This is a genomic window from Streptosporangium vulgare (assembly GCF_042428775.1).
GTDB lineage: Bacteria > Actinomycetota > Actinomycetes > Streptosporangiales > Streptosporangiaceae > Streptosporangium > Streptosporangium vulgare.
In genome coordinates this window covers 918,474-933,680 of the sequence record NZ_JBHMBS010000001.1, presented here as the reverse complement: position 1 = coordinate 933,680, position 15,207 = coordinate 918,474, and the positions used below count along the sequence as shown (strand labels likewise).

13 protein-coding genes are annotated in these 15,207 nt (G+C 70.2%); 7 read left to right on the top strand and 6 right to left on the bottom strand.

Annotated features, from left to right (window positions below):
* Positions 1-86: 86 nt before the first annotated feature.
* Complete coding sequence (locus tag ACFFRH_RS03890; RefSeq protein WP_386154176.1) at positions 87-2,867, top strand: helix-turn-helix transcriptional regulator; 2,781 nt, start codon at positions 87-89, stop codon at positions 2,865-2,867.
* A 158-nt stretch (positions 2,868-3,025) separates the two neighbouring features.
* Here ACFFRH_RS03890 and ACFFRH_RS03885 read toward each other — a convergent pair whose 3' ends face one another.
* On the bottom strand, positions 3,026-4,552 hold the full coding sequence (locus ACFFRH_RS03885; RefSeq protein WP_386154173.1) for an MFS transporter: 1,527 nt from the start codon (positions 4,550-4,552) through the stop codon (positions 3,026-3,028).
* A 524-nt stretch (positions 4,553-5,076) separates the two neighbouring features.
* Between ACFFRH_RS03885 and ACFFRH_RS03880 the strand changes: the two genes are divergently transcribed.
* Positions 5,077-5,766, top strand: coding sequence for a TetR/AcrR family transcriptional regulator (locus ACFFRH_RS03880; protein ID WP_386154170.1), 690 nt, complete (start codon positions 5,077-5,079; stop codon positions 5,764-5,766).
* Positions 5,767-5,876: 110 nt separating this feature from the next.
* Here ACFFRH_RS03880 and ACFFRH_RS03875 read toward each other — a convergent pair whose 3' ends face one another.
* A complete protein-coding gene (locus tag ACFFRH_RS03875) occupies positions 5,877-6,200 on the bottom strand; it encodes a DUF5988 family protein (protein WP_386154167.1) in 324 nt (107 codons plus the stop codon).
* Between the two features lie 95 nt (positions 6,201-6,295).
* Positions 6,296-7,168 (bottom strand): glucose-1-phosphate thymidylyltransferase RfbA, encoded by an 873-nt coding sequence (rfbA, locus tag ACFFRH_RS03870; RefSeq protein ID WP_386154164.1) that lies wholly within the window; start codon positions 7,166-7,168, stop codon positions 6,296-6,298.
* A gap of 378 nt (positions 7,169-7,546) precedes the next feature.
* On the opposite strand from rfbA, the gene rfbB reads away from it, so the two are divergent.
* Positions 7,547-8,530, top strand: a complete 984-nt coding sequence (rfbB, locus tag ACFFRH_RS03865) for a dTDP-glucose 4,6-dehydratase (protein WP_386154162.1) — start codon at positions 7,547-7,549, stop codon at positions 8,528-8,530.
* A 148-nt stretch (positions 8,531-8,678) separates the two neighbouring features.
* Here the strand turns inward: rfbB and rfbC are convergent, their stop codons facing one another.
* On the bottom strand, positions 8,679-9,278 hold the full coding sequence (gene rfbC / locus ACFFRH_RS03860; RefSeq protein ID WP_386154159.1) for a dTDP-4-dehydrorhamnose 3,5-epimerase: 600 nt from the start codon (positions 9,276-9,278) through the stop codon (positions 8,679-8,681).
* A gap of 530 nt (positions 9,279-9,808) precedes the next feature.
* Between rfbC and manA the strand changes: the two genes are divergently transcribed.
* The 3 genes from manA to ACFFRH_RS03845 all read left to right on the top strand — a co-directional run bounded on the left by manA (position 9,809) and on the right by ACFFRH_RS03845 (position 12,811).
* The gene (gene manA / locus ACFFRH_RS03855; protein ID WP_386154156.1) at positions 9,809-10,912 is read left to right on the top strand and encodes a mannose-6-phosphate isomerase, class I; all 1,104 of its coding nucleotides are present in this window, start codon (positions 9,809-9,811) and stop codon (positions 10,910-10,912) included.
* Between the two features lie 570 nt (positions 10,913-11,482).
* A complete protein-coding gene (locus ACFFRH_RS03850) occupies positions 11,483-11,689 on the top strand; it encodes a hypothetical protein (RefSeq protein ID WP_386154153.1) in 207 nt (68 codons plus the stop codon).
* A gap of 192 nt (positions 11,690-11,881) precedes the next feature.
* Positions 11,882-12,811: a hypothetical protein gene (locus ACFFRH_RS03845; RefSeq protein ID WP_386154150.1), complete on the top strand. Its 930-nt coding sequence runs from the start codon at positions 11,882-11,884 to the stop codon at positions 12,809-12,811.
* Positions 12,812-12,977: 166 nt separating this feature from the next.
* Here ACFFRH_RS03845 and ACFFRH_RS03840 read toward each other — a convergent pair whose 3' ends face one another.
* Together ACFFRH_RS03840 and ACFFRH_RS03835 are read right to left on the bottom strand one after the other, a co-directional pair.
* Positions 12,978-13,253, bottom strand: a complete 276-nt coding sequence (locus ACFFRH_RS03840; protein ID WP_386154147.1) for a type 2 periplasmic-binding domain-containing protein — start codon at positions 13,251-13,253, stop codon at positions 12,978-12,980.
* Positions 13,250-13,921, bottom strand: a complete 672-nt coding sequence (locus ACFFRH_RS03835; RefSeq protein WP_386154144.1) for a GmrSD restriction endonuclease domain-containing protein — start codon at positions 13,919-13,921, stop codon at positions 13,250-13,252. Before ACFFRH_RS03835 ends, ACFFRH_RS03840 begins: the two co-directional genes overlap by 4 nt.
* Positions 13,922-14,523: 602 nt before the next feature.
* On the opposite strand from ACFFRH_RS03835, the gene ACFFRH_RS03830 reads away from it, so the two are divergent.
* On the top strand, positions 14,524-14,862 hold the full coding sequence (locus ACFFRH_RS03830; RefSeq protein ID WP_386154140.1) for a hypothetical protein: 339 nt from the start codon (positions 14,524-14,526) through the stop codon (positions 14,860-14,862).
* Positions 14,863-15,207 lie beyond the last annotated feature (345 nt).

Here is a 15,207-nt window from a genome sequence, read left to right as displayed (position 1 = left end):
CCCGCCGGGTCCTGCCTTTATGCAGCAGATGTCGTCGTTCCACCATCTGCTTTCATCTAGGGACACCGGGGCGAACGGGGAGCCCGATGATATTAATCGAGCGCGACAGTGAAATCACGTTTCTTACCGATCTATTAACGGACTGTACGCACAGCCGTGGCCGCGTCGCGACGATCACCGGACCCACCGCGACGGGCAAGACCGAACTGGTGTACGCCTTCAGCCGGCACGCCGTCGACTCGGGGGTCATCTGGCTGAGCGCCACCTGCTCGCAGAACGACCGGAACGTGCCGCTCGGCGTGGTGAGCCAGATCTTCCACAACGCGGCGCTGCCGATCGCCCACGCCTCGCGGGCGGCGCGGCTCATAGAGGACGCGGCACCCGGGGCGAGGCCGCCGGGCGAGCGTCCCGACGAATCCGACTGGCTCCGTGTCACCCAGGGTTTGTGGGCCATCATCCTCGAACTCTCCAAGTCGAACACCGTCCTCATCACCGTGGACGACGTCGAATACGCGGACTCCATGTCGTGGCAGCTTCTGCTGAATTTCGTGCACCGGTTGAAAAGCGCCAACGTATTCATTGTCCTGACGGCCACGGAAGGCCTTCAGGGAATGAACCCCCATATTGAGATAGACCTCATGCGTCACCCCCACTACGAACGCATCAGGTTGGCGCCTTTCTCCTTGCAGAGTGTCGTGAAGATAATATCCGAGTCCATGGGGGACGCCGCGGCGGTCAAACTGGGGCCGGCGTTCCACAAGGTCAGCGGAGGTAACCCCCTGCTGGTCAAGGCATTGGTGGAGGATGCCGCGAACAGCGGCGGCGCCCTGGGGGAACTCGTCGTCTCCGACGTTTTCTCACGGTCCGTCCGCGCTCTTCTGCACCGCAGCGACCCCACCATGCTGATGGTCGCCCGCGGCCTCGCGATCCTCGGAGAATACGCTCTGCCGACTCTTCTGGCCGAGCTGCTCGACCTCACGACGACGATAGTGAACCAGGCGCTGAATTGCCTCGGGGTCATCGGCATCCTCGACTCCCTGCGTTTTCGACACGCCAGGGCCCGCGAGGCCGTGCTCGACGACCTGGACCCGCACAGGCGTGAGGAAATGCACCGGCGCGCCGCGCAGCTCCTGCACGCCGAGGGGGCCGCCGCCACGGTGGTCGCCGAGCACCTGATCGGCGCGTCCCACTTCTTCCAGGAGCCCTGGGCGCTGGGCGAGCTCCGCGAGGCCGCCGAGCAGGCGCTCACGAACGACCGGCACGAGTTCGCGGTGCGGTGCCTGAAGCTCGCCCTCGAACTGTGCGACGACGACCGGCAGCGCACGCTGACGACGACGATGCTCGCGCGCGCCGAGTGGCGCCTCAACCCCGCCTCCGCCAACCGGCACGTCAACCGGCTCATTGCGACCGCCCGCCAGAAGGGACTGGACTTCCAGGAGCTGGACGCGCTGCTGAGGTACCTGCTCTGGAACGGGCGGCACGACGAGGCGGTGGAGGTCCTCGAACAGATGGATGTGCTCGCCACCGAACCGGACGCCGACGAGGAGGCGGCGTGGCTCGACGTCCTCCAGCACCGCCTGTCCTGTTCCCACCCTCTGGTCCTCTCCCGCACCCGCGCCGTCACGGGCGCGGGCATGGGCGCCGTCACGAGCGTCGTCCCCCCGGCGAGGACGGCGTGGACGGCCACCGGGAGCGGCCCGCACGCGCAGGCCGCGTCGCTGCTGGCGTCGGTCCTGCGCGACGGCCCCGACGACAGGACGCTCGGGATCGCCGAACGTGTCCTGCACTCCACCTCCCTGGACGACGCGAACCTGGAGACCGTCGAGTCCGCGCTCTTCGCCCTGATCTACTCCGACCGCCCGGACCTGGCGGCGCCCTGGTGCGACGTCATGTACTCGGAGGCGGTGATGCACCGCGCGCCCACCTGGCGCGCGATGCTCGCCTCCCTGCGGGCGAGCATCGCCATCCGCCAGGGGGACCTGGTCCTCGCCGAGGAGTACGCGCGCCTGGCCCTGGACATCGTGCCGCCCCGGAGCCTGGGGGTCCTCGTCGGGCTGCCGCTCGCGGTGCTGATCCGCGCCAACACCGAGATGGGCAAGTACGACGTGGCCGCGCACCACCTCAGGCGGCCCGTACCCGACGCGATCTTCCAGACCCGGTTCGGGCTCTACTACCTGCAGGCCCGCGCCCACTACTATCTGGCGACCAACCACTCGCACGCCGCGCTCGACGACTTCTCCACCTGCGGGCGGCTGATGCGCGCGTGGGGGCTGGACACGCCCACCCTGGTGCCGTGGCGTCACGGCGCCGCGGCCGCCCTGCTCCAGACGGACCAGCGCGAACAGGCCAGGGCCCTCCTGCACGAACCCTACGACCTGCCCAGCGGCGACTCGCTCCGGGCGAGGGGCATCTCACAGCGCCTCCTCGCGGCGGCCAGCGACCTCAGGCAGCGTCCGTCCATGCTCCGGGAGGCGATCGACATGCTCCAGGCCGCGGGCGACCGCCTGGAGATGGCCTACGCCTTGGTCGACCTCACCCACACCCTCACCGAGCTCGGCGAGCCCAACAAGGCGCGGATGGTCGGCCACCGGGCCGTCAGCGTGGCCGGCGAGTGCCAGGCCGAGCCGCTGCGGCAGGCCGTGCGGCACAACACCGACGGTTACGACAGCGCCGGAGGGCTGGAGGGGATGAACGTGCTCAGCGACGCCGAGCAGCGTGTCGCCTCCCTCGCCGCGCTGGGCTACACCAACCGCGAGATATCCAGGAAGATCTACATCACCGTCAGCACGGTCGAGCAGCACCTGACCCGCATCTACCGCAAGCTCAACGTGAAGGGGCGCAGAGACCTGCCCGCGCAGTTCTCCTGACCCGCTCACGCCAGGGCGCGGTTCTCCCGGATCCCGGGGAACCGCGCTTTTCCGATTGATCCGCCGTCCCCTCGGCCCGTCCCCCGACGTTCCCCGATCGAACCTGCCCGCCGCCCGCGCGCCGGTGGGGGCAGCCGGGGGCGCGGGCGGCGGGCGGTTCACTCGGTATGGCTGTCCACCTGTACCGAGCGGAGAAAGATCGTGGCGAGGATCGCCGTCAGTGCCATGATGACGGCGCCCAGGATGGCGGCCACCTGCATGCCGCTGGTGAAGGCCGAGCGGGCGACGTCGAGCAGAGCCGCCGCGGCGTGTTCGGGCAGCCGCGCGGCCACCCCGAGCGCGCCGCCGAGGGTCTCGTGCGCCGCCAGGGCGTCCTCCCCGACCAGCCCCGCGGGATTCGCCTCGGCGAACTCCTCGCTGTAGACGGCGAGGCCGATGCTGCCCAGGATCGCGATGCCGAGCGCGCCCCCCAGCTCGGTGGAGGCCTCCATGACCGCCGACGCCGAGCCCGCGCGTTCCGGCGGGGCCACCGCGACGATCATGTCGGAGGCCAGCGCCTGCACCGCTCCGACCCCGGACCCCAGCAGGAGCAGGCCGGTGATGAGGAGCCACCGCTCGGAGTCGACCTCGATCCAGCTCATCACCAGGAAGCCCGCGGCGGCGAACATCATGCCGGCGCCGATGATGTATCCGGGGCGCACCCACCGCGCGACCACGGCGGCCATCATCGAGCCGACGAGGGCGGTGCCCGCGGCGGGCAGGGTGAGCAGTCCCGCGACGAACGGCCGCAGGCCGAGCACCATCTGCAGATACTGCGCGATGAAGTAGAACAGTCCCACGAGGGCGAAGATGGAGAGCGTGCTCGTGATCAGGGACATGCTGAAGCCCCTGCTGGAGAAGAGCCTCAGGTCGAGCATGGGGTCGGGCAGGGACCGCTGCCTGCGCAGGAACACCACACCGAACGCCAGCCCGACGATGACGCTGAGCAGCGCCTGGGGGCTGAAGTCGTCGGCGGCGAACTGTTTGATCCCGTAGACCGTCGGCAGCACGGCCGCGAGCGACAGCACCGCGCTGATCAGGTCGAACCGCCCTGGATTCGGATCGCGGTACTCGGGCAGCAGCATCGGCCCCAGGACCAGCAGCAGGGTCATGACCGGAACATTGATCATGAACACCGAGCCCCACCAGAAGCGCTCCAGCAGCCAGCCGCCCACGATCGGCCCCAGCACGCTGCCCCCGGCGAAGCTGGCGGCCCAGATGGCGACGGCCATCCGGCGCTGCTGCGGGTCGTGGAACATGTTGCGGATCAGCGCGAGGGTGGGCGGCATCAGGCTCGCCGCCGCCGCGCCCTGCAGGGCGCGGGCCACGATGAGCAACTCGGCGTTGGGAGCGTACGTCGCGACGACCGACGTGATGCCGAACGCGGTGGCGCCGAGCAGCAGGAGCTTGCGCCGGCCGATCCTGTCACCCAGGGTGCCCATCGGGATCAGCAGGCCCGCCAGCAGGAAGGCGTAGATGTCGACGATCCACAACAGCTGGGAGCCGGTCGGCGTGAGGTCGGCGCTGAGGAAGGGCAGCGCGAAGTACAGCACGGTGACGGTGATGGAGATGAGCAAGACGGGCAGGACCAGCACCGCCAGACCGAGCCACTCCCTCCGCCCGGCCGTGGCTACGCCCTGTGTCATGAGCACAACTCCTCAGGTACATCGTACGTTGTTGGGTGCATACATCGTACGCACAATTCTTGGGCCCATGCAACGATTCACAGGGAACTGTGATCATAAGCAATAATTGGCAGTTGAAAGACCGATTGGACGGGCAGAACAGCATCGGGGAAACACACTTCCACCGTTGAATATCGTCACACGGAGGCATTCATTACGTCACAAAAAACATGTGTTAAGATTTCGTCACACAACTGGTTAGGCCGGAATCGGACGAGGACCACATGTTGACGTGCGCACAGTGCGGCAAGCCTTTGAACGCCGCGCCACGGGGGCGGCGCCCGCGATACTGCTCCCGTGCCTGTCAAGCGCGGGCCTACCGGGTTCGCACCGCCGAGCGGGCCGCCCCGCCCGCTCCTTCCACCACCGCGACCGCTCCGTCCGGCAACGGCTCCGGGGGTCGCGCCGTCTCCGGCCAGGCCGGGAGCGCCGGGGGGCTCGCGGAGCATTACGTACCTCCGAGCGGTCTGAGCACGGAACGCATCGTGCGCACCGCCGTTCACATCGCCGACACCGAGGGGCTCGACGCGCTGTCGATGCGCCGCGTCGCGGCCGAGCTGGGCGCGGGCACGATGTCGCTGTACCGCTACGTGTCGGGCAAGGACGCGCTCGTCGAGCTGATGGTCGAGTCCGTCTTCGGCGAGAGCTCGTATCCCTCTCCCGTCCCCGGAGGCTGGCGCACCAGGCTGGAGGTCGCCGCCAGGCGGGAGTGGGGAATGTACTCCAAGCACCCCTGGGCGCTGCGGGTCATCGCCACGCCCCAGCCGCCGATCGGCCCCAACGTGCTGGCCGACGTCGAGTGGGCGATGCGCGCGATGGACGGCCTCGGCCTCGACCCGACGACCATGCACTGGGTGGCCATCATGGTGAGCGCCCAGGTGCAGGGCGCGGCCCTGCTGCTGGTGAACGAGGTGGAGGCCGAACGCCGCACCGGCGTCACGACGAGGCAGTGGCGCGCCTCCAAGACACCGATGCTGCTGGAGATCCTGGAGTCCGGGCAGTTCCCGATGCTGTCCAGGCTCTACGCGGAGCAGGGCGACGCGATCGACATCGACAAGTGGTTCGAGTTCAGCCTGCGACGGCTTCTCGACGGTCTCGCCGTCCTGATCGAGGATCGCGACAAGGGGTCGGCGTACGGCGTGCAGCAGGGGTCGATGCGCGACCTGGCGAGGTAGGGGCGGCCCGGCGGGGTTCCGGGGCGCGAGCCGCTCCGGACCGTCCGGGGGCGCCTTCGGCGGAAGGCGGCCCCACCGGGGGTCGGCACCGGGCCGGGTCGGCGTCTCGGCTACTCGGCGATTTTCGTGCGGGTCGTCCACCGGAAAACCAGCGCGTCGTCTTCGGAGATCGCGTCGCCGGAGGCCGGCGGCGTGAGGGGGCGCTCGAAGTGCTCGTAGCCGTTCTTCCTGGGGATCTTTATCTTCCCGTACGCGAACACCGCCGCGTCGACCCGGAGGGTCCTCGGGATGTCCACGGGGCCGCCTTCGAGGACGACCTCCACATACGCCGGGTCGAGCGGTGGCGGAACGGCTCCGGGAAGGGCGCGCTCCCGCACCGCGCCCTCCTGGCCGCCCTGGTCGATGGAACCGATGGAACCGATGGAAACGCTCATCTGGAATACCTCCGGTCGGTGTGTTCAGCCGATGTGGCCCGCCGGGGCCTGCGACCGGCCGGGGCCGCTCCCGTGCCGCCCGTCCGCGGGACCGCTCAGCGGAACTCCGCGGCGACGGCGCGCACGTAGCGGCCGTAGCTGGAGGTGGAGAGCAGTGCCCCCAGCCGGTCGCAGGCCTCGGCGTCGATGAAGCCCATGCGCAGCGCGATCTCCTCGACGCAGGCGATCCGCACCCCCTGCCGGTTCTCCAGCACCTGTACGTACTGGCTGGCCTGGAGGATCGAGTCGGGCGTACCGGCGTCCATCCACGCGAACCCCCGGCCCAGGTCGCGCAGGCGCGCCTTGCCCTGTTCGAGGTAGGTGAGGTTGACGTCGGTGATCTCCAGCTCGCCGCGGGCGGAGGGCCGGAGGTTCTTGGCGATGTCGATCACGTTGTTGTCGTAGAGGTACAGGCCGACGATCGCCCGGTTGGAGCGGGGGTTGGCCGGCTTCTCCTCGATCGAGACGAGCACGCCGTTCTCGTCGGTCTCCCCGACGCCGTAGCGCTCGGGGTCGCTGACCGGGTAGCCGAACAGCACGCAGCCGTCCACGTCGGCGACGCTCTCCTGGAGGAGGTCGTAGAAGGAGTTGCCGTGGAAGATGTTGTCGCCCAGTGCCAGGGCCACCGTGTCGCCGCCGATGTGGTCGGCGCCGATGATGAAGGCGTCGGCCAGCCCCTTCGGCTCGTCCTGCTGGGCGTAGGTGATGTCGAGGCCCAGGTGCGAGCCGTCCCGCAGCAGGCGGGCGATCTGCGGCAGGTCGGTCGGCGTGGAGATGATCAGAATCTCCCTGATACCCGCGAGCATGAGCGCCGACAGCGGATAGTAGATCATCGGCTTGTCGTTCACGGGCAGGAGCTGTTTGGAGACCGCGAGCGTCAGCGGATATAGCCTCGTACCGTGACCACCTGCGAGAATGATACCTTTCACGGAAAAGCCCTTCATGACGAAGCCGGCGTGTGAGGGTCAATCGGGCGGCAAGCCGGCAGGTAACGGAAAGACTCGCAGGGGGCATAAAGGCCATCAACCCCCTATCGCCGCCCCTGTCCCCCTACTTGTCGCCAAATATTTGACCGGCTCAATCAGGGTTTCTCGCATCGGATCCCGCCCCTACAGTCGGAGCCGCGGGCCGGAATTCCGCCATGACGAATCGCGGCCGAAAACCGGGCCACGGTGCGCGTACCGGAATACGGCGCGCGTGCGGAATTCCATGGCCCGCGCATTCACGGAAGGGCGCCGCCCCTGCGACGCCCCCGGCCACAGGGCCGGATCTCCCCCGCCCAGCGACCACAGCGAGGTGAATCTCAGATGAGGATTCTCGTCACGGGAGGTGCCGGTTTCATCGGCTCCCACTACGTACGCACCCTGCTCGGCCCTGACGGTCCCGGCGGCCTCGACACGGTCACCGTCCTGGACAAGCTCACCTACGCGGGCAACCCGGCCAACCTCGACGGGGTCCGCGACGACGCCCGCTTCGAGTTCGTCCACGGCGACATCCGCGACGCGGAACTCGTCGGCAAGCTCGTCGCCGAGCACGACCAGGTGGTGCACTTCGCCGCGGAGTCCCACGTCGACAGGTCGATCCTCGGTGCCGCCGAGTTCGTGCTGACCAACGTGGTGGGCACCCAGACGCTCCTGGACGCGGCGCTCCACAGCGGGCCGACGACCTTCGTGTACGTCTCCACCGACGAGGTCTACGGCTCGATCGCCGAGGGTTCCTGGCCGGAGACCGACCCGCTGAGCCCCAACTCCCCCTACGCCGCCTCCAAGGCCGCCGGCGACCTGCTGGCGCTCTCCTACCACCGCACCCACGGCCTGGACGTGCGGGTGACCCGCTGCTCCAACAACTACGGGACCCACCACTTCCCCGAGAAGGTCATCCCGCTGTTCATCACCAACCTGCTCGACGGGCTGAAGGTCCCCCTGTACGGCGACGGCCTCAACGTCCGCGACTGGCTGCACGTCGACGACCACGTCAGGGGCATCGAGCTGGTCCGCGCGGGGGGCCGCTCTGGCGAGGTCTACAACATCGGCGGCGGCACCGAGCTGAACAACCGGGAGCTCACCGGCCTCCTCCTGGAAGCCTTCGGCGCCGACGAGAGCAGCATCGCCTACGTGGAGGACCGCAAGGGTCACGACCGCCGCTACTCGGTCGACTGGACCAAGATCAAGGAAGAGCTGGGATACCACCCGCGCAAGGACTTCGCGACGGGCCTGGCCGAGACCGTGGCCTGGTACCGCGACAACCGCGCCTGGTGGGAACCCCTCAAGGCGGGCGCGCGCGTCGGCTGAACCCCGCCCTCGCGGTCCTCGCGATCCTCTGGGTCCTCGCGATCCTCTGGGTCCTCGCGATCCTCTGGGTCCTCGCGATCCTCTGGGTCCTCGCGCGAGATCCCCCGGCCCGGGGCGGGGGATCTCGCGGGACGGGCCGTGCCGGCGCTCAGGCGCGGAGCTTGGCGTAGAAGCCGAGGCACTCCTCGTACGTGGGGAGCATGCCCGCGCGCCGCGCCTGCGCGAGGGTCGGCGCCGCCGCGTCCTTCTCCGACAGCAGGGGTTCCACCCCGGCGGGCCACTCGATCCCCAGCTCGGGGTCGAGCGGGTTGATCCCGTGCTCGCGGCCGGGCGCGTACCCCTCGGAGCAGAGATAGACCACGGTCGCGTCGTCGGTGAGGGCCATGAAGGCGTGGCCGAGCCCCTCGGAGATGTAGACGGCGCGGTGCCGCTCGTCGTCCAGGAGGACCGACTCCCACTGCCCGAAGGTGGGCGATCCGATGCGGATGTCGACGATCACGTCGAAGACCGCTCCCCTGACGCACTTGAGATACTTCGCCTGGCTGGGCGGGACGTCGGCGAAGTGCACGCCCCGCAGCGTCCCCCTGCGGGAGACCGAGTGGTTCGCCTGCAGGAGGGCCAGGCCCTGGCCGGTGGTCTCGCGGAAGTCGTCGCCGTGGAACCACTCGTGGAAGCTGCCGCGGCTGTCGGGGAACACCTTCGGCTCGAACACCCACGCGCCGTCGATGCCAAGCGGGCGCATACTCATCGCTGTCTCCTTCCTGGGGGGTCACGCCCCCGTCCCGCCGACGGGCGGGTGGCGTGCGACGGTGAGGCCGTGGGCGCCGCGGGCCTCCTCCCAGCGGAGTCTTCATTTTCGCGCGCACCTTGGGAACCCCTCATCTGCGGACGCGAACAGGGGTGTCACGCGCCCGCGTGACACCCCCGCGCCGGTCGGGGCGGCGTTACCGCCGGTTCCACCCCGGCCCGCACGGCCCGGAAACCGGGACCCGTCCGCCCCGGAAAACCGGGACCTTCGTCCCGGCCGACGGGGCGGGGCGGGCTGCTAGGGTGCCGGTCCGCGATTCCGCCCGGCACGCCCGGGCAGCCGTGCGAGACCGAGGGCGCGTAACATCGGCGTTCTGCGACATTCATCGGATTCCTGCTCAGGACCCACCCGGACCCACCCGGACTCACACGGACACAGAGGATCATGAACGACTCCTTCATCCCCGCCGCCCGCGCGGCGGCAGGCAAGGCCGGGCCCGGCACCGCCTCGCGCGCATCGGTGGAGGCGTCATGACGGACCTCCTGCGCAACCCCGTGAAGAACTACGACTGGGGTTCGCGCACGGCCCTCGCCACGCTGGCCGGGCGCCCCTCCCCCGCGGAGCTGCCCGAGGCGGAGATGTGGTTCGGCACCCATCCGTCCGGCTCCTCGTCGGTGCTGCGCCAGGGGACGTGGCACTCCCTCGCGGAGACGGTGGCCGCCGACCCGGTGGGCGAGCTGGGGAAGGAGACCGTCGAGCGGTTCGGCTCGCGGCTGCCGTACCTGCTGAAGCTGATCGCCGTGGACCTGCCGCTCTCGCTCCAGGTCCACCCATCGCAGGAGCAGGCGCGGGAGGGGTTCGCCCGGGGCACCTACGTCGACCCGTTCCCCAAGCCCGAGCTGATCTGCGCGCTGACCCCGTTCACCGCGCTGGCCGGATTCCGTCCTCCCCGGGAGGCGGCGGCCCTCATCGGCGGGCTGGGCGTCGCGGAGCTGGAGCCCGTCGTCGCGCCGCTGGCCGCCGGGGACGCCTCCGCCGCGCTCCGCGCGCTGGTGGAGTGGCCGAAGGACGACAGGGCGGACCTCGTGGCCGCCATCACGCGGGCCGCCTCGGCCGCCGGTGGCCCCGACAACGAGCTGGTCGTACGCCTGGCGGGGATCCACCCGGAGGACCCCGCCTGCCTGGCCCCGCTGTTCCTGCGGCGCCACGAGCTGCGGCCCGGCGAGGCGCTCTTCCTGGGCGCCGGGGTCCTGCACTGCTACCTGAGCGGGTTCGGTGTGGAGATCATGGGCGGCTCCGACAACGTGCTGCGCGCCGGGCTGACCGGCAAGCCGATGGACGTGGAGGAGCTGCTGCGGGTCACCGACCCCTCGGTACCGGCTCTGCGGGTCGAGCCGGTCGGCAACCTCTACCGGACCCCGGTCCCCGAGTTCCGCCTCGGTACGGCCGTCCCCGGTTCCGGCCTCACCCTGGAGGGCGGGGTGCCGCGCATCCTGCTGTGCACCGAGGGCGAGATCGAGACCGGCGGGCACACCCTGCGTCCCGGCGAGTCCGCGTTCGTCCCCGCCTCCCACGGGCCCGTCGAGGTGCGCGGCTCCGGAACGGTCTTCTGGGCCGAGCCCGGGATCGGCTGACCTCCTCCCCGGCCGTCCCCGAGGCGCCGGGGCCGGAGGGCCGGACCGCGCGGGACGCGGCGCGGGGCCCTCGTGTTCATACCGGCCTGGTATGGCGGATACACCCCCGAGGCAGGCGGGGCGTCCCCACCAGCGAGGCTGGAGGTATTCGATGACACCGTCCGACGACCTCGCGGACCCGGACCTCCATCTGGAGCTGATCCTGGTCGAGGTACTGCACCACGAAGCCGAGCACCTCGCGACCGGCTGAGCGCCCCGGTCCCGGCTCCAACGGGGGGAGCCGGGAACGGGTGCGGGGATGGACGGGCGCCTCCCGCGCCTTCGGTGGTTCCGGTGGTTCCGGTGGTTCCGGCACCTTCGGTGATTACGGCACCTTCGGTGACTCCGGTGGCTCCGGGATCGATCGGCAGGCACTCCCCACGCCTCCCCCAAAACACCATCAGAGGGGTAATCACAATTCCGCGGGTCGCCGCAACCGATATGAGCAGGCGATATACCGCCCACCGAAACGCAACGCGTTGACGTGAACACGAGGTGTTATGAGGGAAGGCCTCATGAAACCCTCACCAGGTGGAGTTCACCGTGGAACCCGCGTTGCTCATCCTCGCCGCGTTCGTCATATGGGTCATCTCCGATTGGATCCGCAACTACCTATCGAAATGCCGCAAGTGCCGAGGATCCGGCACGCTGAAAGCCACCTTCTTCCCACGCCAGTACCGCCCCTGCCCGCGCTGCACCAAGGGCGAGGTCAGGCACGGATTCGCCCCCAAGAAGTGACCGGTGAAAAACCAGGAGGCAGGACGTGAGGAATCTCCCGGTGTTCCCGTCCACTTCCCACGGGAAGACGGCACGTTGCCCGGCATCTCACGCGTGTGCGGAAATTTCGCGAAAGGCACCCGTGCCGCCGGAACGCACGGCCCCTTTCCAGCACCGTCCGAACCGTTCCCAGGGGATTGACGTTTCAGTGTCGTGAGGCTTCTCCACGGTGTCCGCGTCGCCCTGGCCGTGACGGCGGCGTGCGCGGCGGTCGCCCTGATCTCACAGGCGGTGCGCGTGCCCTCGCCCGTGCCGGTGTCGTGCCCGGAGCGCTGGGGCGGCGACCGGCCCGGCGGCTGGGTGCCCGCCGCCGCCGACCTCGACGGGGTCGAGGAGTCGCTCGTCCCCGGAGAGCCGGTCACGGCGATGATCTGCGCCTACCCCGGCGACAGCACGCGCCCGGGAGGCGAGCGGCTCGCCGGGTCCCGGCTCCTGACCGGCGGTGCCGGGGCCATGGCCCGCGACCTGGGCTACCTCCCGGTGACCGCGTCCGAACCCGGCGGCCCGTGCACGCGGAAGGGCGGGGCGATGACGAACTATCTCATCCGGTTCGCCTATCCCCGGGGGAAGGCCCTGTGGGTGGGCAGCGCCGAGGAGGCCGGCTCCTGCGTGACGACGACGAACGGCACCGTCGGCAGCCGCTCGTACATCGGCCCGGACATCACCGCCGCCTACCGGACCGGGACATGGAATCCCGTACGCCCCGAAGACCCCTGCCTCGGGTTCCCCGGCCGCCGGGGCCAGCACGAGCGGATGGTGCCCGGCGAGCCCGTCTCGGTCCTGGTCTGCGGGCAGGCCTCCTACGACGGGCCGGCTCCGCGCCTGGAGCACGGAGGGGAGACGGCCGGGGCGCTGGCGGCGGCACTCAACTCCCTGGACACCCTGCCGAGCGAGAACACGTGCCGCGGGACCGAGGGCGTACGGGGCCGCACCCTCCGGCTCCTGTTCGGATACCCGGACGGGCCGCCCGCGGCCGTCCGGATCCTGACGGCCTGCGAACCCGGTGTCGACAACGGGCTGCTCCAGGCGAACCTCGACGAGAACACCCGCGACCAGGTGACACGGCTCGCACCACCGGCCTAGACACACGGCCGCCGACCGCCACGGGTCCTAAACGGGTCCTACGGCGAGGCCGGCCCCGGGCCGCGGGACCCCGGGCCGCGGGACCCCGGGCCGCGGGACCCCGGCCCGGCGCGTGGCCGGGACCGGGAATCAGCGGAGACCGGCCGGATCAGGCGGATCGGCCCGATCAGGCGAGCCCGCCGGGCAGGCCCGCCTGGATGGCGGCCAGCACCGCCTCGTGCACCTCCTCGCCGGTGTGACCGGCCAGCGGGGCGGGACTGCCGGTCAGGGTGTACCACTCCTCCGCGTCGAGATACCGCACCGCGACGTGTGCCTGGTCGTCGCGGACCTCGGTGCGTACGGCGAGATCGCCGGTGATGACCCCCACCTCGTCGGTCATCACCCCGCCCGGCCCGGCGAGCACCTGGTTGTCGTAGTGTTCGCGGCCGGTCACCTCGCTCACTTGTCGCCCTCATTGGACGGCCGGGGACGGCAGGTGTCGAGCATCTCGGCGAGGGCGGCCTTCTCCTCGGCGGTGACGGTGAGGCGGTAGTGGTACTTCACGTCCGCCCAGGCGCGGGCGTACATGCAGCGGGAGGCGGCGAGCGGCGGCTTCCACGCCTCGGGCCCCCGGTCGTCCCTGCTCCTGTTCGACGCGGCGGAGACGGCGAGCAGCTGTGGCCGTTCCAGGTCGTTGGCGAAATTCTCGCGTTCGGCGTCGGTCCAGGCGTCGGCGCCGGAGCGCCAGGCGTTGGCGGGCGGCACGATGTGGCTGATGTCGACGTCGTCGGCCGAGCTGAGGGTGCGCCCGTCGTACGGCGAGTACCAGGAGCCCGACACCGCCCGGCAGGCGGCGTCGCGCTGCACGTTCTGGCCGTCGCGCGCCAGCACGGTCTCGCGGGCGTCACAGGTCGGGGTGCGCAGGCTCCAGTACGGGAAGCGGTCCCGGCTGTAGCCGTCCATCGACCGTGGCTTCGCGACGGTCAGCAGGTTCAGTTCGGCGCGGGCGATCGGCGGGACTGACGGCTCGGGCAGCTTGACCGCGGCGGCCGCCGGCCCGGCGAGGGTGACGAGGAGGGCGGGTAGGGCTGTGAGAGCGGCGACCGTGTGGCGCCATTGTCTTGTCAGCATGTGCCACCACTACCAGCAGCGATCGCTTGGAGTGACGAGAAACGCCGTCACCGCCACGGAACGTAGCGGATATGGGGGAGAACATCCCGCACCCGCGCGAACGTCCGGACGACCGGCCCGTATCCGCCCGGCCGGGCGCCGCGGCGCCCGCGCTTCCCGAATCCCGGCGCTGACGGGCAAGCGCCTGACGCTTACCGACAATCGCGTGCGACCGGTTCGTGCGAACATTCTTCCCAGCACCCTCACGCGCGAATGAATCGCGCGGCAAAGGGGGGCAATACCTGGTACGTCGATTCACGAACCATCCTGACGATTCACAGGCCGACCTCGACGAGAAAAGACGGAAAAGCAGTGGAATCCGCCCGGGAGAGCGGCGCTTCCGCCGATCTCGTCGCGGCCCCGGCCCGGTGCCGCGAATCGCCTTCCGGCGAGCCGACCACGAGGGGAAACATTCGATGAGAACGGCGAAGCGCGGAATCACGAACATCACCCCGGCCGCCGGCGGGTTCTCCGACCGGCCAGGACGGGGACGGCCGTGGTGCCTCACAAAGCGTCCGTGAATCCCGATCAACCGCAGACAGCGAAGCGAAAGGTATGACCTGATGAATCGAACGGCGAAACTCTCCGGCGGGCTCGCGTCACTGGGCATGGCCGCCGGGCTGCTCTTCACTCCGGCCGCGGCGTCGGCGGACGCCGAGACGGCCCTGACGCCCCCCGTGGTCCTCAAGTTCGAGAACACCGCCTACTCCAGGGACACCCCAGGGACCGTGAGTTTCACTCCCCCCAAGCCGGCCGTCTCGGTGAGCGCGGGAAGCTGGTCGGGGTACGTCCAGTTCAGCGACGGTTCCGTCGTCACCTTCTGCCCCTCGGAGACCGTCAACCTGAATTCCAGGCCGGCCAAGAAACTGTTCGTGTCGGCCTCGACGGGGTCGTGCCCGTAACGGCCTCGTTCGGACCCACCGTGACGGCGGGCCACTGTCCGCGGCCCTGAGAGCGGGCACACCGCCCTGGGCCCGCATCGTGTTCGGCGGGCCGTCCGCCATCGCGTGAGAGGCCCGCCGGGGGAGCCGTTCCGGCAGCGCGACTCCCACCGGCACCGCTCACACGATTCCCACCGCACCGCTCACGTGACTCCCGCCAGAACAGCCTGGTGACACCCGTCGGGGCCGCCCAGCGGCGCGGCCCGTCGGGTGTCACCGGCGCGTCCGGGCGGCCTCGCGGTGACCCCCGGCCCCTGGGGCTCACCGCGACCGGGAGCCCAGGATCCCGGGAGCACGTGAGCGGCG